The sequence below is a fragment of the Paraburkholderia terricola genome (assembly GCF_003330825.1).
Taxonomy (GTDB): Bacteria; Pseudomonadota; Gammaproteobacteria; order Burkholderiales; family Burkholderiaceae; genus Paraburkholderia; species Paraburkholderia terricola.
This window is the reverse complement of sequence record NZ_CP024942.1, coordinates 683,094-703,299: the sequence shown is the minus strand read 5'-3', so window position 1 is coordinate 703,299 and position 20,206 is coordinate 683,094. Positions and strand designations below refer to the sequence as shown.

Below are 20,206 nucleotides of genomic sequence, written 5' to 3'. Positions count from 1 at the left end.
CTTCATGAACCGCCCGGCACCGCTTACGCTGAAGGTGAACGGCGCGACGCATCTCGTCAGCGCCGCCGCCGACACGCCGTTGCTTTATCTACTGCGTAACGATCTCGCGCTCAATGGTCCGAAATTCGGTTGCGGTCTCGGCGAATGCGGCGCATGCACAGTCTTGCTCGACGGCGTGCCGACGCGTTCATGCGTGACGACCGCGAAGGTCGCGCTAGGCCGCGAAATCACCACGCTCGAAGGGCTCGGCACGCGCACCGCGCCGCATCCGGTACAGCAGGCGTTCATCGAGGAACAGGCCGCGCAGTGCGGCTATTGCCTGAACGGCATGATCATGACGGCCAAGGCGCTGCTCGATCGCGATCCGCATCCGGGTGTCGAGACGATTCGGCGCGAGTTGTCGCGCAATCTGTGCCGTTGCGGCACGCATGTCGAGATCGTGCGCGCGGTGCAGCGCGCCGCCGAACTGCTCGCCGCGCAAGCGGCGGCGACGGCCGCGCAGCAGGGAACGCATGAGGGAGCGCGCGCATGACGGGGCCGGACTTCAGCGTCGATCGACGCGCCGCGCCGCCGTCGCGCCGGCAGCTCTACGACGCGCGGAACGTGCTGATCGTCACGCGGCCCGCGCAAGCGCCGGTAAAGCCCGCGATCGGTCAGCCGGGCTCGCGCTCGTCGTTCGTGCCGACCGAGGCGGACATGTTTCTCGTGGTGCGCGACGACGGCAGCGTGGTCGCGTTCAACGGTCACGTGGATCTCGGCACCGGCATCGGCACGGCGCTCGCGCAGGTCGTCGCGGAAGAACTGGATGTGCCCTTGACGCGCGTTTCGATCGTGCTCGGCCATACCGGCGAAGCGCCGAATCAGGGGCCGACGATTGCCAGCGCGACGATTCAGATTTCAGCGGTGCCTTTGCGGCACGCGGCGGCCCAGGCGCGGCAGTATCTCCTGGCGGAAGCGGCCGCGCGTTTGCATCTCGGTGTGGAGCAACTCGACGTGCGCGACGGCGTGGTCTTTCCGCGCGGCGGCGATGCGGCCACAGGCATCGGCTACGGCGAACTGATCGCCGGGCGGCGCGTGGAATTGACGCTCGCCACCGACGCGCCGTTGAAATCGCCGGATGCGTACAAGATCGTCGGCAAGAGCGCGCCGCGTGTCGATATTCCCGCCAAGGCAACCGGCGAATTGAGCTTCGTGCATGACGTGCGCGTGCCCGGCATGCTGCACGGCCGTGTGGTGAGGCCGCCCTATGCGGGCATCGCGCAGGGCGAGTTGATCGGCAATAGCCTGCTGCATGTCGATGAAAACTCGGTCAGCGATTTGCCGGGCATCGTCAAGGTGGTGGTGATTCGCGATTTCGTCGGCATCGTGGCGGAGCGCGAGGAAGTCGCCCAGCAGGCAGCGAAGCGGCTCGACGTGCGGTGGAAAACGGTGCAGGCTTTGCCGCCGCTCGAAACCAGCGCGGAAGTGGAAGCCGCGTTGCGCGCCAATCCGGCGAAGCGCCGCGATCTGGTGATCGAGGGCGAGGTGGACGCGGCGCTGGCGCGAGACCCCGCGCGCACGCTCGAAAGCACGTACGTATGGCCGTTTCAGATGCATGCGTCGATTGGACCGTCGTGCGCGGTCGCCGATTACCGCGAGGGCAAGCTGAAGGTCTGGTCGGGCACGCAGAATCCGCATTCGCTGCGCGCCGATCTCGCGTTGCTGATGTCGATGGACGAAGCACGGATCGACATCGTGCGCATGGACGCGGCGGGCTGCTACGGCCGCAATTGCGCGGACGATGTCGCCGCCGACGCCGCGCTGCTTTCACGCGCGACCGGTAGCCCGGTGCGCGTGCAACTGTCGCGCGAGGACGAGCATGCGTGGGAACCGAAGGGCGCCGCGCAACTCATGGACGTGCGCGGCGCTTTAGGCGCGGAAGGCGAATTGGCGGCGTATGACTTCGCGACGCGTTATCCGTCGAACGATGCGCCCACGCTGGCGCTGCTGCTCACCGGCGCGATCTCGGCGGAACCGCAAGTGTTCGAAATGGGCGACCGCACGGCGGTGCCGCCGTATGACTATCGCGCGATGCGCATCGTTTGCGACGATACCCCGCCGATCGTGCGGGCGTCGTGGCTAAGAGGCGTGTCGGCGGTGCCGAACACTTTCGCGCATGAATCGTTCATCGACGAACTCGCGGCGCAGGCGGGCGTCGATCCGATCGAGTTTCGTCTGAGGCATCTGAGCGATCCGCGCGCGATCGATCTGGTCAAGGCGGTGGCCGAAAAAGCCGGCTGGGAACCGCGCAACGCCGCGTTGAAAGAGGCGCGGGAACAAGGCGACATCGCGCGCGGCCGGGGCTTCGCTTACGCCCGTTATATACACAGCAAGTTTCCGGGCTTCGGCGCGGCGTGGTCCGCGTGGGTCGCGGACGTCGAAGTGAATCGCAAGAGCGGCGAACTCGCCGTGACGCGCGTGGTGGTCGGCCAGGACACCGGCACGATGATCAATCCGGACGGCGTGCGCCATCAGATACACGGCAATGTGATTCAGGCGACCAGCCGCGCGTTGAAGGAGCGCGTGACCTTCGGCGAAAACGCGGTGACGAGCCAGGAGTGGGGCGCGTATCCGATTCTGACGTTCCGTGAAGTGCCGGTCATCGATGTGGTGATGATGCCGCGCCACGGCGAGCCGCCGATGGGCACCGGCGAATCGGCGTCGCTGCCCGGCGCGGCGGCGATCGCCAATGCGCTCTACGACGCGACAGGTGTGCGCTTTCGCCGGCCGCCATTCACGCCGGAAACGATCCGTGCCGCGCTCGCCGATGCGCAAGCCGAGGAAGCGGCGGCGCGCAAGAAAAAGCGCTGGCGTCTGGGTTTTCTCGGCGCGTTCGCGGCGGGCGCGGCCGGCTGGCTCGGCGCATTGACGCTCGCGCCGCAAGCCATTGCGCCGATCACGCCGCCGCTCGCGAGCGCCTTTTCGCCGGAACGGGTGGCGCGCGGCAAACTGCTGGCGTCGCTCGGCAATTGCGCCGTTTGCCATACCGCGCGCAACGGCGTGCCGAACGCGGGCGGCAAGCCGCTCGATACGCCGTTCGGCATCGTCTACAGCACCAACATCACGCCCGATGCACAAACCGGCATCGGCACATGGTCGCTCGACGCATTCGTGCGGGCGATGCGGCAAGGCATCAGCCGCGATGGGCATCACCTGTATCCCGCGTTCCCGTACACGTCGTTCAGGAACACCTCCGACGACGATCTCAAAGCGCTCTACGCGTACCTGATGGCGCAAACGCCGGTGCGTTCGCGTCCGCCGGAAACCAGGCTCGCGTTTCCGTTCAGCGTGCGTCCGCTGATGGCCGCATGGAACGGGCTCTTTCTCGAGCGCACGGCGTTCACCGCCGACGCGACGCAAAGCGCGCAATGGAATCGCGGCGCGTATCTGGTGAACGGGCTCGGCCATTGCGGCGCGTGCCACACGCCGCGCAACGCATTCGGCGCCGAGAAGACCGGCGCGGCTTTCATGGGCGGCGGCCTGGCGGAAGGGTGGGAAGCGCCTGCCTTGTCGACGCTTTCCAACGCCCCCGTGCCCTGGAGCGAGGACGAATTGTTCAGCTATTTGCGGCAGGGTCACGCGCCGCTGCACGGCGTCGCGGCCGGGCCGATGGCGCCCGTCGTCAGCGAACTCGCGGCGTTGCCGGATAGCGATATTCGCGCGATGGCCGCGTATCTCGCGTCGCTCAATCCATTGCAAGCGAATGCCGATCCGGCGGCGCTCGCGCGTCAGTACGAACAGGCGAGCGCGATCACGGGCACACCGTCGGGCCTCGGCGCGCGGCTTTTCGACGGCGCGTGCGCGGCCTGTCATCACACCGGCAGCGGGCCGCAATTGTTCGGCGCGCATCCCTCGCTCGCGCTCAACACGAACCTGCACAGCGCGACGCCTGACAACCTGATTCGCGTGATTCTCGACGGCATCGGCTCGCCTGCGCGTCCTGAACTCGGTACGATGCCGGCTTACCGCGACAGTTTCAACGACGCCCAGATCGCCGAACTCGTCACGTATCTGCGTCAGCAGTTCGCCGGCGGCAAGCCCGCCTGGCAGAACGTGACGGCGAGCGTCGCCCGGATTCGCGCGACGCCGCGGGCAGAGTGAACCGAGTGAAGCATTGGCCGCATCGAGTGCCTGATAACAACGACCCGCATTCCCGCAATCCCTTTGATCACGGAGAAACGCATGACCACGCGCGCAGGATGGATGTCCCGCCTCACGATATCGACGGTGTTGTCGCTCGCCGCGTTGGGCGCGAGCGCCCAGCAGACCATCAAGATCGGCGAGATCAACAGCTACAAGGCGCAGCCCGCCTTTCTCGGGCCTTACAAGAACGGCTGGAATCTCGCGCTGGAACAGGTGAATGCGGCGGGCGGCGTGCTCGGCAAGCAGCTCGAAGTGGTCTCGCGCGACGACAACGGCAACCCCGGCGACACGATCCGCGTCGCGCAGGAGTTGATCGCACGCGAGCAGGTGCAATTGCTGTTCGGCGGTTTCCTGTCGAACACCGGCCTCGCGCTTACCGACTTCGCCAAGCAGAAGAAGATTTTCTTCCTCGCCGCCGAGCCGCTGACCGACAAGATCGTGTGGGCCGATGGCAATAAATACACGTACCGTTTGCGTCCTTCCACGTATATGCAGGTGGCGATGCTGGTGCCGGAGGCGGTCAAGCTGAAGAAGAAGCGCTGGGCGCTGGTGTATCCGAACTACGAGTACGGGCAATCGGCGGTGGCGACGTTCAAGAAGCTGCTGACGGCAGCGCAGCCGGACGTGCAGTTCGTCGCGGAACAGGCCACGCCGCTCGGCAGCGTCGACGCGGGCGCGGTGAGCCAGGCGATCGCCGATGCGAAGCCCGATGCGATCTTCAACGTGCTGTTCGGCGCCGATCTCGGCAAGTTCGTGCGCGAAGGCAATACGCGCGGTTTGTTCAAGGACCGCAGCGTGGTTTCGCTGCTGACCGGCGAACCGGATTATCTCGACCCGTTGGGTGCGGAAGCGCCGAGCGGCTGGATCGTGACCGGCTACCCGTGGTATTCGATCGATACGCCGGCCAACAAGAAGTTCGTCGATGCGTATCAGGCCAGGTATCACGATTATCCGCGGCTCGGCTCGGTCGTCGGTTATTCGGCGCTGATGTCGCTCGCGGCTGGCATCAGGAAGGCGGGTTCGGTCGATTCGGACAAGCTCGCGGCCGCATTCAAGGGACTCGGCGTGGAGACGCCGTTCGGGCCGGTCACGTTTCGCGCGCAGGACAATCAGTCGACGATGGGCGCTTATGTCGGCGTGACGGGTTTGAAGGACGGCAAGGGGGTGATGACTTCGTATCGTTATATCGACGGCGCGAGCGTTCAGCCGTCGGATGCCGAGGTGAAGAAGCTGCGGGCCGCGGAGTAGGGTGGGTTGTGCGTAGGCCCGCCGCGGCGGCCAGCGAGCGCCGCGGGCCTACGGAGAAATGCGGCGCGGACCAAAGGCCAAAAAGGCAAACAGGCCAGCAAGCCTACTCCTCCGCGTCGTGCTCGATCACGAACCGCCTCAGATAAGCCAGCACGGCGGCCTCGACGGCGCGATGATCCGCGGTGCTCTTCGAGCCCGCGTTCTCCTCGTCGCCGAACAGCGAGGAGGGCGCGTCATGCACGTCCACTTCCTGGCCTTCGCGAAACACGCGAATCTCGTGAACGTCTTCGGCGTATTCGGCGATCCAGTGCACGCCTTCGATATGCACGCCTGCGCGAACAGTGGGTATCTTCATGGGCGTCTCCAGGCGGGTCGGACCACGGCGCCAACCCTCGCCATTACCATACGCCGTCCACGTGAGCGGCGCGAGTCCCGCAGCCGATTTCGCGACGTGGTTCGGCTGTCGGCTCGGTTGTCGACCCCCGGCACGGGTGTTGCTGCATGACAGAGGCCCACAGCCAACTGGAGGACTGTCATGCCCGAAAAGAAAACCATCAAGCGTGCCGAAGCCGATAAACGCGCCGGCAAGGCACCCAGCACTCAGGCCGGTGAGTTCGTCAAGGAACAGGTCGACAAGGTGCGCGCCGGCAAGCACGGCGTCAAATCGGCCAAGCAGGCCATTGCGATTGGTTTGTCGGAAGCGCGCCGCGCGGGTGTCGCGCTGAAGCCGCCGAAGAAGGGCACCACGAGCGAGGCCACCCGCAAGAAAGCGGAGAAGGACAGCGCCGCCGGCCAGCACAAGAGCACGGCGAAGAAGAGCGCCAGCACCGAAACGAGGGCCAAGCGCTCACGCGTGTCGGAGAGTGTGCTCAAGCGTGAAAGCGGCGCGGGCGCGTCGCACGCGGCGATGTCGAAACAGGCCAAGTCGGCTGCGGCCAAACGCCCGGCGGCCAGCCGTTCGGCCGCGGCAAAAAAGGCCGCTGCCACGAAGGGTGCCGCGGGACGCTCCGCAGCCGCCAAGAAAGCCGCGCGGACAAGGGCTGCACGCGCGCATCACTAGCTCACGGCGTAACGCCCGGCGAGCGTGTGCTTTACAAACGGCGCGGCGGCGCGCAGCGCATGGAGCCGCGCCGCCGCCGCCGTTCAAGCGATTTACTGCACCGTCGCCAGCACGTCGCCCACGGTCTTGAAGAGGTGGGCGATCTGCTCTTCATCGATGATGAGCGGCGGCGAGAACGCGAGAATGTCGCCGGTAAAGCGCACCAGCACACCCGCCTCGAAGCACTTGACGAACGCCTCGTAAGCGCGCGCGCCCGGCGCGCCGTCGCGCGGTTCGAGTTCGACGCCCGCGATCATGCCGAGGTTGCGAATGTCCTTCACGTGCTTCGCGCCGCGCAGCGAGTGCGCGGCGGCTTCGAACGTCGGCGCTAGCGACGCGGCGCGCTCGAACAGACCTTCACGGCGATACAGGTCGAGCGTCGCGACCGCGGCGGCAGCCGCTGCCGGATGCGCCGAATACGTGTAGCCGTGGAACAACTCGATTGCGCCTTGCGCGCCGCTGTTGACGATCGTGTCGTGGATCGTGCGGCTTGCCGCGACCGCGCCCATCGGAATCGCGGCGTTGTTGATGGCCTTCGCCATCGTGATCAGGTCGGGCGTCACGCCGAAATATTCGCTCGCCGTCGCTTTGCCGACGCGGCCGAAACCGGTGATCACTTCGTCGAAAATCAGCAGGATGCCGTGCTTCGTGCAGATCTCGCGCAGCTTCTGCAGATAGCCTTGCGGCGGAATCAGCACGCCCGTGGAGCCGGCCACCGGTTCCACGATCACGGCCGCGATCGTCGACGCATCGTGCAGCGTGACGATGCGCTCCAGGTCCTCGGCCAGATGCGCGCCCCAGGCGGGCTGGCCCTTCGAGAACGCGTTGTGTTCGAGGTTGTGCGTGTGCGGCAGATGATCGACCGCCGGCAGCAGCGCGCCGGAAAAGGTCTTGCGGTTCGGCGCGATGCCGCCGACCGAAATGCCGCCGAAGCCCACGCCGTGATAGCCGCGCTCGCGGCCGATCAGACGCGTGCGCTGGCCTTCGCCGCGCGAACGGTGGTATGCGAGCGCGATTTTCAGCGCGGTGTCGACCGATTCGGAACCCGAGTTCGTGAAGAAGATGCGGTCGAGGCCTTGCGGCATCAGTTCGGCGACTTTCGTGGCGGCTTCGAACGCGAGCGGGTGGCCCATCTGGAACGTCGGCGCGAAGTCCATGGTGGACAGTTGCCGCGTGATCGCGGCGACGATCTCGTCGCGGCCGTGGCCGGCGTTCACGCACCATAGACCCGCGCAGCCGTCGAGCACCTCGCGCCCGTCGGTGCTGCGGTAGTACATGCCCTTGGCCGATTCCAGCAGGCGCGGCGCGGCCTTGAACTGGCGGTTCGCCGTGAAGGGCATCCAGAAAGACGACAGGTCGTCGATGACGGGGCGCGAAGTCATGGGTTTCTCCTCGAAGTGGTCCCCCAAGGCGACTTCCTTTGGGGCGTTGCGAAACTGTAGCGTCCGCGGTTTAATGGCGGCATAAACAGTTGACGCAGTGTGACGCTAACTGTGTTGGTGGATCTGTGCGAACTGTGTCGATGAATCGCCTTCGTCTCGCACCCTGTCACGCTAAATCGGCCGCCGCCAGGCTCCTGATCCCGACCATGATCGAACTACAACTTGAACGCGACCGGCGCGCCGCTCCCACGCTCGTCGAGCAGGTCGTGCAGGGTTTCGCGAGCGCGATCGAGGCGCAATCGCTGCGCGCGGGCGCGTTGCTGCCGTCGGTGCGTCAGTTGGCGCACAGCCACGAACTGAGCACCTTCACCGTCACCGAGGCTTACAACCGTCTCGTTTCCATGGGTTTGGTGGTCGCGCGGCGCGGCTCCGGCTATCGCGTGGCGGCGCGCTCGCAATCCACGCGGGTGGCCGCCACCGACTGGCAGCCGCCGAGCCTCACCGCGACCTGGCTGCTCTCGGACGTATTCGCCGACCATTCGGTGCCGATCAAGGCGGGCGGCGGCTGGCTGCCGAACGAATGGATCAACGAGACCGGTTTGCAGCACGCGCTGCGCGCCATGAGCCGGGTGCCGGCGGCGCGTCTGGGCGATTACGGGCATCCCTACGGCTTCGCGCCGTTGCGCGAGCGGATCGCCGAACAACTCGACCGCCGCGGCTTGCCCGTCGATGTTTCCAACGTGCTGCTCACGCAAGGCGCGACACAAGGGCTCGACCTGATCGTCCGCACGTTGCTGCGCGCGGGCGACGCCGTGATCGTCGAAGATCCCGGCTATTGCAATCTGCTGCAGATTCTCAAGCTGGCGGGACTGGTCGTGCATGGCGTGCCGCGCACGCCGGCCGGCGTCGATACGGATGTGCTCGAAGCGCTGGTCGCGCAGCACAAGCCGAAGGCGATCTTCGTCAACACCACCTTGCAGAATCCGACGGGCGCGACGTTCGGCATGTCGGCGGCGTTCCGCCTGCTGCAAATCGCCGAGCGTCAGCGCATGTGGGTGATCGAGGACGACGTGAGCCGCGAGCTTGCACCCTCCGGCGCGCCCTTGTTCGCCGCGATGGAAGGCTTGCAGCGCGTGCTGTACGTGGGCGGCTTTTCGAAGACGGTGACGCCGGGGCTGCGCTGCGGCTACGTGGTCGCCGAGCGCGCGGTGCTGCGCGAACTGGCGCGCACGAAGATGGCGGTGGGCTTGACGTCGTCGGAGGCGATCGAGCGGATCGTCGACAAGGTGCTGCTGGAAGGGCGCTACGCGCGTCACGTGGAAGCGGTGAACGAGCGGCTCAAGCTGGCGCACGCGACGGTGGAGGAGCGGCTCGATTCGCTCGGGCTCGACGTGTTTCACCGGCCGCGCGCCGGCCTGTTTCTGTGGGCGCGCCTGCCGATCGACGCCGGGCGCGCCGGCGAAGTGGCGACCGCCGCGCTCGCGCATGGCATCTGGCTCGCGCCCGGTTCCTATTTCCGTCCCGACGACGCCCCGAGCGCCTGGTTCCGCTTCAACGCGCCGTACTCGACCGACGACGCGCTATGGCGGTTCATCGAACGAGTCGGGCAGGGCACGCTCTAGCCGCGCGCAGGCGCTCACGCGTCCAGCCCGACGAGCTTCAGCGCGATCGGATACAACGAGAACACCAGCAGCAGCGCCATCGCCACATTGAAGACGCGCAGGCGCTTCGGGTCCGACAGCACGCGCCGCATCGCGGTGCCGAAGCCCGCCCACAGGCAGATGCACGGAAAGCCGATCACGTAGAAGACCGCCGCCATGGCGACGGCGTTCATGCTGGTGCTCGCGCTGAGGTGGATCGTCGTGGCGGCGGTCAGCACCATCATCCATGCCTTCGGGTTGACCCACTGGAAGGCGATGGCTTCATGGAATTTCATCGGCCGGCGTTCGCCGTTCTTCACCTTCAGTTCGCCCGACGTGCCGATTTTCCACGCCAGGTACAGCAGATAGACGACGCTCGCGACCTCCAGCACCGTGTACAGCACCGGGAAATGAACGAAGGCTTCGCCGAGGCCGATTCCGACCGACAGCATCAACAGCACGACGCCCACGCTAATGCCGGACACATGCGGCAGCGTGCGGCGAAAACCGAAGTTGACGCCCGAGGCCAGCAACATGGTGTTGTTCGGGCCGGGCGTGATGCTGGTGACGAGCGCGAACAGAATGCCGGCGGGCAGCGCGCTGAAGCTAAGGTACGACATGGACGTCTCCGAATCGGTCGATGAGGCTTTCGAGCATTCTAGCGAGACAGCCCGGTACAGTACCTATACGGTTTGTGAGATGGTGTCCGGTACGATGAAGCGGGGCAGGCGGCTCATGGCGCCGTGCCGTCGCCCTGTTTTTTATGCTGCGACGCCATTCGCTCCTGCTGCGCGGGCGGCACCGGGTCATAGTGGCTGAACTGGATGCTATAGCTGCCGTGCCCGCCGGCGATGGCGTTCAGGCGCGACTGATAGTCGTTGAGTTCGGACAAGGGCACCTGCCCCGATACCACCACCGCGTTGCCGGCGGCCGCGCGCGTGCCATGCACCTGACCGCGCTTGGCGGACAGGTCGCCGATGATGTCGCCCATCGCGGCTTCCGGCGTCGTCACCTCGATGCCCACGATCGGCTCCAGCAGAATGGGCTGGGCCTTCAGCACCGCATCGACGAAGGCCTTGCGCCCGGCGGCGACGAAGGCCACTTCCTTGGAGTCGACGGAATGGCTCTTGCCGTCGAACACGGTGACGCGCACGTCCTGCATCGGAAAGCCGGCGAGCGGTCCGCTCTCGATAACCTGCTGGATGCCTTTTTCCACGGCGGGCATGAATTGCCCGGGAATGGCGCCGCCCTTGACGGCGTCGACGAACTCGAACCCCGCGCCGCGCGGCAACGGCTCCACGCGCAGCATCACTTCGCCGAATTGCCCGGCGCCGCCGGTTTGCTTCTTGTGGCGATGATGCCCCTCGGCCCCGCCGCCGATGGTTTCCCGATAGGCGATCTTCGGCGGCCGCGTGACGACCTCCAGCTTGTAGTGGTCGGATAGCCGCTCCAGCATGAGGCGCAGGTGCAGTTCGCCCAGACCTCGCACCACCGTTTCGTTGGTGCCGACCGGGTGCTCGATGCGCAGGCACGGGTCTTCCGCGCTGAGCTTTTGCAGAACCTCCCAGAGGCGCTGCTCGTTGCCGCGCCGCGCGGGCTCGATCGCCAAACCGTAGATGGACGTGGGGAAGTCGAGCGGAGTCAGGTGGATGTCGCCGTCCTCGGGGGCGTCGTGCAGCACGGCGTCGAAGCCGATTTCGTCGACCTTGGCCGTTGCGCAGATATCGCCGGGGCCGGCCTGCGTGACCTCCACGTGCTCCTTGCCTTGCAGCAGCATCAGATGGGCGACCTTGAACGGCTGGCGTCCATCGCCGATATAAAGTTGGCTGTCGCGCCTGACCGTGCCCTGATGGATGCGAAACACGGCCATCTTGCCGATGTAGGGGTCCATCACGATCTTGAAGGCGTGCGCCAGGACGTGCTTGTCGGCGACCGGTTCCGCGCGCACGACTTGCCGGCGTTCACCGGCGTCGCGGTAGAAGAGCGGCGGGTTGCCTTCCAGCGGATTGGGCAGCAGCCGGACGAACAGGTCGAGCAATTCCGCGACGCCCGCGCCGTTGGCCGCCGACGTGAAGCAGATCGGCACCAGATGTCCTTCGCGCAGCGCCCGCTCGAAGGGCTCGTGCAACTGTTCGGGGCTGATCGCCTCGCCTTGTTCGAGGTAAAGCTCCATCAGGGCGGGGTCGATCTCGATCACCTGATCGATCAGCGCATTGTGCGCAGCCGCAACCGACAGAAAATCGGCGTCGCCGGCCGGGTTGAAAAAGCAGTCCACCACCTGGCGACCGTTCTGCGCCGGCAGGTTGATGGGCAGGCAACCCGTGCCGAACGTCTGCTGGATTTGCGCGAGGAGCGCCGGAAGGTCGACCTTTTCTCCGTCGATGCCGTTCACGATGAGCATCCGGCACAGCTTGCGTTCCTGTGCCCACGCCATCATGCGCAGGGTGGTCATTTCAATGCCGGTCTGCGCATTGACGACGACGGCGGCCGTTTCCACGGCGGGCAGCGCGCTGATCGACAGACCGCAGAAATCCGGATAGCCGGGGGTGTCCAGCAGATAGACGCGCGTATCGCGGTAGTCGAGGTGGACGACGGCGGAGTTCAGCGAGTGCTGATATTTGCGTTCGAGCGGGTCGAAATCGCAGACCGTGGTGCCGCGCTCCACGCTGCCGGGCGCATGGATCGCGCCGCCCTGGTGGAGCAGGGCTTCGACAAGCGAGGTCTTGCCGCATCCGGCATGCCCGACCAGGGCGATCGTGCGAATGGCGTCGGGGCTGTAATGCATGGCCGCCCTCGTCCGGTAGTGGATGTCGGGCCATTATTGGCGAAAACCGGCCCGCATGCCATACGGGATAATCGCGCACGATCGTTTCCGTCCGCATGTTTTTCACATGCGCGCGAAAGCGACCTATCCTTTAGAAGTCTCGCGCAATCATCTTCCGTTCCCTTCGTTTTCAAAGGAGGTGCGTCATGTCCATGTCCGCGACTCTCCAGGACTGTCTGCGCAACAAGGGTTCCCGGTACGAAATCGTGCACCATCCGTACAGCCATTCCAGCGTTGAAACCGCGGCGGCGGCGCATATTCCCGGCGACCGTCTCGTCAAGACCGTGCTGCTCGAAGACGAGCACGGCTATGTGGCGGCGGTGCTGCCATCGACCTACGCCGTGCGGCTTTCCGAACTGTGGGCGCAGACCGGACGCCGTCTCGTGTTGGCGAAAGAGGTCGATCTGCGGGAGCTATTCAAGGATTGCGACGCGGGTGCGCTCCCGCCGGTATGCGCGGCCTATGGCATGCCGACCTTTCTCGACGAGAGCCTCGCGCGGCAGCCGGACGTCTATTTCGAAGCCGGCGATCATGAAGAACTGATTCACATGGACACGGATCAGTTTCTGGATTTGATGGATCAGGCCGAACGGGCGCGTTTCGCGCGTCGCATGCAAGGCATGCCGATGTGACTAGTGAGTGGGTGCCGGATGCAGAGAGACTTACACAGTGCGGGCTTTGCGCTACGTGCGCTACGTGCGTTGGCGAGGTGGAACTGCGCGCCAGCTCAGCAGAACTGCCAGCGCGAACACCACGTATAGGAGCGTCAACATCCAGACCGGCACGTCGTAGTAGAGCAGGCGGCTCACCCAGCGCTGGATGAAGCCTTGCGTGTCAACCGAGCCGCCGCGCAGCCAGTCTTCCAGCGCGGTCAACGGACAGACCACACCGACTAGCGACAAGATCGCCACCAGGCCGATCGCGAACAGATGCGCGAGCCGGAACAGCCGGTGGCGCACCCATTCCCAATCGAGGAGCGAACCGACCCAGATCGCCGCGAGTCCGCCCACGATAAAAAGCGCAATTAGCGCATGCATTACGAGTACCGCATCGGCGAGCCAGATCATGATGTCCTCGCATCATCCACGGCCAACTGTAGACTGAAATTCGCACTGTATCGACGTTGCCGCATCGACCCGGCCGAGCTCGATGCACGGTGGCATCCCCCTTCCCGCAAGCGCCTGCGCCGCACCTTCCGGCGACCCGGCGACGAGTCGATTGCGTCCCGCGCTATCGCTCCTGCCCCGTCTCGACCGGCGCGAAGTACCTGTGCCGGACATTGAGCCGATCCCACGAGCCTGCCTCTGGTTGCGAACTCACGCATGAGTTGCCGCTGCGCGTAAACCCCCAGCCCATTCACCTTGCATGTGTATTTTGGCAAACGTATATTTCTATACACCATCAACTATCTCTATGAGATAACAAATGAACGAAGACATTCTTGTTTCGAGCCACGGGCGCGTCGCCGTCATTACGTTGAATCGTCCCGCCAGCCTCAATGCCTGGACTACCGCGATGCGCGAAATGATCATCGACGCATTGCAGCGTTTCGACGCGGACAGCGACGTGGCCGCGATCGTCATGACCGGCGCCGGCGACCGCGCGTTTTCGGCGGGACAGGATCTGTCGGAGGCGCACGACTTCGACGGCGAGCGCGCGGTGGCGTGGGTCAAGGAGTGGGAGCGCTACTACGCGGTGCTGCGCGGCTTGAAGAAGCCTCTCGTCATGGCGTTGAACGGTACGGCCGCCGGTTCGGCCTTTCAGGTTGCGTTGCTCGGCGATATTCGCGTCGGCCATCCGGGCGTGCGCATGGGGCAGCCCGAGATCAACGCGGGCATTGCGAGCACTACCGGGCCGTGGATCATGAGCGAAATGCTCGGCATGTCGCGCACGATCGAATTGACGCTGACGGGCCGCCTGATGGATGCCGACGAATGTCACCGCATCGGGCTGATTCATCACATCGTGCCGGCAGACCAGGTGTTCGCGAAGGCGCTTGAAATCGCCACTGAGCTCGCCGCGAAGCCGCCCGTCGCAATGCGTCTGGACAAGCAGCGTTTTCGCGAGATGACCGAGCCGGGCTTTCGCGACGCCATCGCAGCCGGCGCACGCATCCAGCGTGAAGCCTACGACTCCGGCGAGCCGGCGCGAATGATGGAAGCGTTCTTTCGCGAACGCGCGAAGTAGCCACGCAGCGGCCGTTCCTTTTCATCCTGTGCGGGAGACCCGAGCATGACGCAAGACCTCAACCTGAACCGGCGCCGCTTTCTGCAGGGCGTCGGCGGCGCAGCACTCGCGGGCGCCATGCCGGTACTGGCCGGCGCGCAGTCCAAACAGATCGTCGTATCGGATCCCGGCGGTCCCTACACCACCGCCTATCGCGACGCGTTTTACGCTCCGTTCGAAAAAGCCACCGGCATCAAGGTGGTGAGTGTCGCGCGCGAATCGCAACCCGTCGCGCAACTCGCGGCGATGGTGCAGACGAAGAACTTCGTCTGGGACGTCACCACGCTCACGCTTTCCGCCGATATCCCGTACCTCGAATCAAAAGGCTTTCTCGAACCGATCGGTCTGAAGGCGAGCGATTTTCCCGATCTGATGACCGATGCGGTGACGCCGAACTGGCTTGGCGTCGATGTCTACGCCACCGTGCTCGCGTACCGCCAGGACAAGTTCGGCCAGAACGGTCCCAAGTCGTGGGCGGACTTCTGGGACGTCAAGCGCTTTCCGGGCCGCCGCTGTCTGCGCCGCAGTCCGCTGGACACGCTCGAACAGGCGCTGCTCGCCGACGGCGTGCCGCTCGACAAGCTGTATCCGCTCGACGTCGATCGCGCGTTCCGCAGTCTCGACCGGATCAAGCCGCACGTGAACATCTGGTGGACGTCCGGCGCGCAAGCCATGCAGGCGATCCAGAGCGGCGACGTCGACATGATCTCGACGTGGAACGGCCGTGCTCAGGCCGCCCGCGACGGCGGTGCGCCGGTCACGATCGTGTGGAATCAAGGTCTCTATTCAATCGAGGGATGGGGTATTCCGAAAGGCACGCCGCGCGCCGAATTCGCGAGGCAGTTCGTGCGCTTTTGCGCCGATGCGAAACGCCAGGCGACGCTGACGGCCACGCTTGCCTACGGTCCGACCAATCGCAAATCGTTCGAATCGATCCCGGCCGCTCGCGCGGCGATCCTGCCCACCGCCCCGGACAATCTGCGCGAAATGCGCCTGCCGAGTCCGCAATGGTGGGCGGACAACCGTCAGAAGGTGACCGAGCGCTTCAATACCTGGATCATTTCCTGAAGAGGTCGCGATGAGTGCCAAACTCGAAACCATCGGCATCGCCAAAAGCTACGGTGAAACGGTTGCGTTGCAGCCTACCGATCTGACCGTGCAGGCCGGCGAATTTCTCACGCTGCTCGGCCCGTCCGGATCGGGCAAGACCACGCTGTTGCAGATGATTTCCGGACTAGTCGCGCCGAGCGCGGGGCGCATCGAAATCGCCGGCCGCGACGTCACGCATGTGGAACCCGGCAAGCGCGGCATCGGCATGGTGTTCCAGAGCTATGCGCTGTTCCCGCACATGAGCGTGTGGGACAACGTGGCGTACGGTTTGCGCATGCGCCGCCAGTCGCGCGAGGAAGTCAAACGCGCGGTGGACGATGCGCTGACGATGGTGCGCATGAACGACTACGCGAAGCGTTATCCGCAGGAACTGTCGGGCGGCCAGCAGCAGCGCATCGCGCTGGCGCGCTGCTTCGCTTACCGGCCTTCGGTGATTCTGCTCGACGAACCGCTCGGTGCGCTCGACAAGAAATTGCGCGAGCACATGCAGTCGGAGATTCGCCGCTTGCATAAGGAGCTCGGCGCGACCTTCGTGTACGTGACGCACGACCAGGACGAAGCGCTGACGCTGTCGGATCGCATCTGCCTGATGAATCAGGCGCGCATCGAACAGGTGGGCACGCCGGTCGATCTGTATGACCGGCCGGCCACGCGCTTCGCGGCGGGTTTCATCGGTCATTCGAATCTGCTTGAAGGCGCTGTCGATCACGAGCGCGGCCCGGCGGGCGAACCGATTCTGCTGACCGCGGGTGGCCGCGTCCCGCTGCCGCAACGTGGCGCCGCCATGCCCGGCTCGCCAGGCGCGAGGCACTGCCTGCTGTTGCGCCCTGAAGCGCCGCGTCTCGTCGAGCCGAAGAGCGGCTTCCTCGACGGCACGATCTCCGACATCGTGTTCTTCGGCAGCGATACGCGTGTTCAACTCACCCTGTCCGACGGCAGTCACCTGAGCGTGCGGTGCGAGCGCGGCCTGTCGCCGTGCATCGGCGATACGGTCGGGCTGGTGTGGGATCCGCATCGCACCACGTTGCTGTCCGCATGACGAGCGCCAAGGAACGACCATGACCATTGCCCTCCAGGCTCAGCCTCCACGCGACGCCGCGCGTGCGCGCCGTTTCCGCTGGGTTGCGCACTCGATGCGTCTGCTGCCGATCGTCCCGGCGCTGCTGTTCCTGCTGCTGTTTTTCATCGTGCCGGTCGGCGAGATTCTGCAGGGCGGTCTCTTCAGCGCGGACGGCACGTTCGGGCTCGCGCAATTCGAGCGGATCGCGCGCACGCCGGTCTACGCCAAAGTGCTGTGGATTACGTTTTCCATCTCGTTCCTGACCGCCGCGATTTCCGTGCTGCTCGGCTATCCCGTGGCGTATTTGCTAAGCCGTCTGTCGCCGCGCTCGCGCGAGCGGTGGCTGCTGTGGATCATGCTGCCGTTCTGGACCAGCTACCTCGTGAAAACCTATGCGTGGATGCTGCTGCTGTCGAAGACCGGTGTGCTTTCGACGGTCGCGCTCGCCCTCGGTCTCGTTAGCCGGACCAACGGCACGATTCCGTCGCTGACGGGTGTGCTGATCGGCATGGTGCACGCAATGCTGCCGCTCGCCGTCATGACGATGTTGCCGGTCATGCGCGGCATCGACGATCGTCTCGCGCAGGCCGCCGAGACGCTGGGTGCCGAGCGCGGCACGAGTTTCTTCACGGTGTTTCTGCCGCTCTCCTCGCCCGGCGTCGCGGCGGCTGGCCTGCTCGTGTTCATTTCGAGCCTCGGTTTCTTCATCGTGCCCGCGCTGCTCGGTTCGCCGAAGGAAACGATGATCGCGCAACTGGTGATCTCGTCGGTGCTCGAATTGTTCGATATGCGCTTCGCCGGTGCGTTGTCCACGGTCTTGCTGGTGTGCTCGATCGTGATCTTTCTCGTCTACGACCGGCTCGTGGGCCTCTCGTCGTTGACGGGGGAAGTGCGGGACAAGCGCCGCGGCTCGCGCGCGCACGGCGTGAAGCTGGCCTTGCTGATAGCGGCGGGCCGCTTGACTGCGCCGCTCGTCAAACGCCGCATGACGGGCGCGGCGCCTGCCGAGCGAGGCTTCGGGCCGCTGCGTCTCTACACGTTCGCGGTCCTTGCGGTGCTGGTGGCGCCGGTGTTGTCGGTCATTCCGTATGCCTTCACGCGCAGCGACTTCATTGCATTTCCGCCCAAGCTGTTCAGCTTCAAATGGTTCGGCACGTTTTTGCAATCGCCGGTATGGCAGAGCGCATTGATTCGCTCCTTTGAAGTCGGGCTCGGCACCGCGGTGCTGTCGCTGGCACTCGGTCTCGGCGCGACGCTTGCGCTGACCCGCATGTCGCAGCGCGCGAGCAAGCCGCTCTTCGCGTTGCTCGTCGCGCCGCTGATCGTGCCGCGCATCGTGATCGCGGTCGGCCTGCTGTATCTGTTCGCGCGCTTTGGGCTGACCGGCACCAACGCCGGCCTCGTGATCGGCCACACCGTGCTGGCGATTCCCTATGTGGTGGTCACGCTCGCGGCCGGCTTTCGCCAGTTCGACTGGCGCCTCGACGACGCGGCGCGGGTGATGGGCGCGTCGCCCGTCCGACGCATTGCGACGATCGTGCTGCCGTTGTTGATGGCGAGCGTCACCGCGGCTTTCCTGTTCGCCTTCATCGTTTCGTTCGACGATCTGACGATCGCGATCTTCGTGAGCGGCGGCATCAACACCACGCTGCCCAAGCAGATGTGGGACGACATCCAGCTTGCCGTTACACCGACGCTCGCCGCGGTCTCGACGACGCTCGTCGTTCTGATCGCACTGGTCGTTTTCATTTCCTCACGGCTTCGGCGCACGACGCGCTAACGTACCGTTTCCACGCTATCGACCCATGCACAGCTATTCCCAGTATTTCGCCCAACGTCACCCGCAAGACGCGCTGGACTGCGCGCCGCTGATCGTCGCCGGACTGCGCGATGGTGCGTCGAACGCCATACTGCATTTCGACGGGCACGCGGTCCCGCGTGCCGAGTCCGCGCAACGCATCGCGCAATTGCAACGCTGGTTCGCGCAGCAGAAGCTGACGGCGGGCGACCGCGTCGCGGTAATGCTCGGCAACAGCGCCGAGCATATCCATCTCATCCATGCGCTGATCGTCAGCGGTCTCGTGTGGGTGCCGGTGAATACGAAGCTGCGCCGTGCCGGGCTCGAATATCTGCTTGAGCATGCGGAGCCGAAGCTCTTCGTCTCCGAGCCGATGTTCGACGAAGCGATCGACGGTGTGGCGTGCGGGCCGACCCGCCTCGTTCGAATGCCGGCGTTCGACGCGGGCGATAGCGGCGCCGCGCTGTCCGCGCCGCGCATCGATCCGTTCGATCCGCTGTGTGTGATCTATACGTCGGGCACGACGGGCGCGCCCAAGGGCGTGGTGTTCACGCACCGGATGATGCGAATCGCGAGCGAGGCGGCGTTGCAGGTGGCGGACGTGCGCGCCGGCGACAGGCTGTTTCTTTGGGAGCCGCTTTGCCACATCGGCGGCGCGCAGATGCTGTTGCTGCCCTTTCTCGAAGCGGTCGAGTTGCACGTCGTGCCGCGCTTTTCGGCCACGCAGTTCTGGGCGCAGATTGCCCGCTCACGGGCGACGCAACTGCATTACCTGGGCGGCGTGCTCGATATCCTGATGCAGCTTCCCGCCGACGCGCAACCGCACGCGCACACGCTTCGCGTCGCGTGGGGCGCGGGTGTGAGCGCGTCCGCGTGGGCGGCCATCGAGTCGCGTTTGCGGGTTCGACTGCGCGAGTGCTATGGCATGACCGAGTGTTCGAGCTTCGCGACACTGAATGCGAGCGGCAAGCCCGGTTCGATCGGCAAGGCGTTGCCGTGGATCGACGTCGAATTGCTCGACGAGAACGGCGAGCCGGTCGCGGACGGGGAGGCGGGCGAAATCGTCCTGTCGAGCCGCGTGGAAGGCACGTTCTTGCCGGCCTATCTGAACAATGACGACGCGACGCGGGGGGCGCTTCGCAATGGCAAACTGCACACCGGCGATAGCGCGCGCCGGGACGCCGATGGCGACCTGTACTTCGTCGGCAGGCGCACCGACAGCATGCGTGTGCGTGGTGAGAACGTCTCGGCGTGGGAGATCGAGCGCGTGTTCGCGCAGCATCCGGCGATCAGGGCGAGCGCCGCGATCGGGGTGGCCTCGGCGATCGGCGAGCAGGACATTCTGCTGAACGTGCAGTTCAAGGACGCCGCGCCCGACTGGGAATCGGTGCATGCGTGGGCGGCGGAGCGTCTCGCGAGCTTCCAGTTGCCGCGTTACTATCGCGCGGTGACACACTTCGAACTGACGCCCAGCGAGCGCATTAAAAAGCACCTGCTGGCACGCGATGTCAGCGATGCATGGGACCGATTGAACAGCGTGGCGGCGTGAGATGCTCTATCGCATATAGATAGCCAATATCTGTATGCGATAATTCAGGCTTGTTAGCACAACGGGTTTCCATCGTGACCACTGCGCC

Annotated in this window: 16 protein-coding genes; 11 read left to right on the top strand and 5 right to left on the bottom strand. The window is 65.3% G+C overall.

Annotated elements, in window-relative coordinates; translation table 11 throughout:
• Positions 1-4: 4 nt before the first annotated feature.
• From CUJ90_RS21650 to CUJ90_RS21640, 3 genes are all read left to right on the top strand, one after another.
• On the top strand, positions 5-532 hold the full coding sequence (locus CUJ90_RS21650) for a (2Fe-2S)-binding protein (protein WP_073430450.1): 528 nt from the start codon (positions 5-7) through the stop codon (positions 530-532).
• Complete coding sequence (locus CUJ90_RS21645) at positions 529-4,140, top strand: molybdopterin cofactor-binding domain-containing protein (protein ID WP_114163907.1); 3,612 nt, start codon at positions 529-531, stop codon at positions 4,138-4,140. The genes CUJ90_RS21650 and CUJ90_RS21645 overlap by 4 nt, the downstream gene beginning before the upstream one ends.
• Before the next feature lie 81 nt (positions 4,141-4,221).
• On the top strand, positions 4,222-5,430 hold the full coding sequence (locus CUJ90_RS21640) for an ABC transporter substrate-binding protein (RefSeq protein WP_083082743.1): 1,209 nt from the start codon (positions 4,222-4,224) through the stop codon (positions 5,428-5,430).
• Between the two features lie 103 nt (positions 5,431-5,533).
• Here CUJ90_RS21640 and CUJ90_RS21635 read toward each other — a convergent pair whose 3' ends face one another.
• A complete protein-coding gene (locus tag CUJ90_RS21635; protein ID WP_073430447.1) occupies positions 5,534-5,785 on the bottom strand; it encodes a hypothetical protein in 252 nt (83 codons plus the stop codon).
• Between the two features lie 180 nt (positions 5,786-5,965).
• Here CUJ90_RS21635 and CUJ90_RS21630 point away from each other — a divergent pair, with 180 nt between their 5' ends.
• Positions 5,966-6,490: a DUF6496 domain-containing protein gene (locus CUJ90_RS21630; RefSeq protein WP_114163906.1), complete on the top strand. Its 525-nt coding sequence runs from the start codon at positions 5,966-5,968 to the stop codon at positions 6,488-6,490.
• Positions 6,491-6,582: 92 nt separating this feature from the next.
• Here CUJ90_RS21630 and aptA read toward each other — a convergent pair whose 3' ends face one another.
• Positions 6,583-7,911 carry an omega-aminotransferase AptA gene (aptA, locus tag CUJ90_RS21625; RefSeq protein ID WP_114163905.1) on the bottom strand — a complete coding sequence of 443 codons (1,329 nt, stop codon included), beginning with the start codon at positions 7,909-7,911 and terminating at the stop codon, positions 6,583-6,585.
• A gap of 206 nt (positions 7,912-8,117) precedes the next feature.
• Here aptA and CUJ90_RS21620 point away from each other — a divergent pair, with 206 nt between their 5' ends.
• Complete coding sequence (locus tag CUJ90_RS21620; RefSeq protein ID WP_073430444.1) at positions 8,118-9,533, top strand: aminotransferase-like domain-containing protein; 1,416 nt, start codon at positions 8,118-8,120, stop codon at positions 9,531-9,533.
• Between the two features lie 14 nt (positions 9,534-9,547).
• Here CUJ90_RS21620 and CUJ90_RS21615 read toward each other — a convergent pair whose 3' ends face one another.
• Positions 9,548-10,171 (bottom strand): LysE family translocator, encoded by a 624-nt coding sequence (locus CUJ90_RS21615; protein ID WP_073430443.1) that lies wholly within the window; start codon positions 10,169-10,171, stop codon positions 9,548-9,550.
• A 113-nt stretch (positions 10,172-10,284) separates the two neighbouring features.
• On the bottom strand, positions 10,285-12,336 hold the full coding sequence (gene fusA / locus CUJ90_RS21610) for an elongation factor G (RefSeq protein WP_114163904.1): 2,052 nt from the start codon (positions 12,334-12,336) through the stop codon (positions 10,285-10,287).
• A 185-nt stretch (positions 12,337-12,521) separates the two neighbouring features.
• Here fusA and CUJ90_RS21605 point away from each other — a divergent pair, with 185 nt between their 5' ends.
• Positions 12,522-13,007, top strand: a complete 486-nt coding sequence (locus CUJ90_RS21605) for an aminoacyl-tRNA deacylase (RefSeq protein WP_073430441.1) — start codon at positions 12,522-12,524, stop codon at positions 13,005-13,007.
• Positions 13,008-13,067: 60 nt separating this feature from the next.
• On the opposite strand, the gene CUJ90_RS21600 is transcribed toward CUJ90_RS21605, so the two are convergent.
• Positions 13,068-13,442 carry a DUF2784 domain-containing protein gene (locus tag CUJ90_RS21600; protein WP_073430440.1) on the bottom strand — a complete coding sequence of 125 codons (375 nt, stop codon included), beginning with the start codon at positions 13,440-13,442 and terminating at the stop codon, positions 13,068-13,070.
• A gap of 358 nt (positions 13,443-13,800) precedes the next feature.
• Here CUJ90_RS21600 and CUJ90_RS21595 point away from each other — a divergent pair, with 358 nt between their 5' ends.
• Genes CUJ90_RS21595 through CUJ90_RS21575 form a run of 5 tightly spaced genes read left to right on the top strand, consistent with a single transcriptional unit; the run spans position 13,801 to position 20,118 of the window.
• Entirely contained in the window at positions 13,801-14,562 is a 762-nt protein-coding gene (locus tag CUJ90_RS21595; protein WP_083082733.1) for an enoyl-CoA hydratase/isomerase family protein, read from the top strand.
• A 45-nt stretch (positions 14,563-14,607) separates the two neighbouring features.
• On the top strand, positions 14,608-15,669 hold the full coding sequence (locus CUJ90_RS21590) for an ABC transporter substrate-binding protein (protein WP_073430438.1): 1,062 nt from the start codon (positions 14,608-14,610) through the stop codon (positions 15,667-15,669).
• 10 nt (positions 15,670-15,679) lie between these two features.
• A complete protein-coding gene (locus CUJ90_RS21585; RefSeq protein WP_114163903.1) occupies positions 15,680-16,750 on the top strand; it encodes an ABC transporter ATP-binding protein in 1,071 nt (356 codons plus the stop codon).
• A 19-nt stretch (positions 16,751-16,769) separates the two neighbouring features.
• On the top strand, positions 16,770-18,551 hold the full coding sequence (locus tag CUJ90_RS21580) for an ABC transporter permease subunit (protein WP_114163902.1): 1,782 nt from the start codon (positions 16,770-16,772) through the stop codon (positions 18,549-18,551).
• 25 nt (positions 18,552-18,576) lie between these two features.
• Positions 18,577-20,118 (top strand): AMP-binding protein, encoded by a 1,542-nt coding sequence (locus tag CUJ90_RS21575; RefSeq protein ID WP_114163901.1) that lies wholly within the window; start codon positions 18,577-18,579, stop codon positions 20,116-20,118.
• The last annotated feature ends 88 nt before the right edge of the window (positions 20,119-20,206 follow it).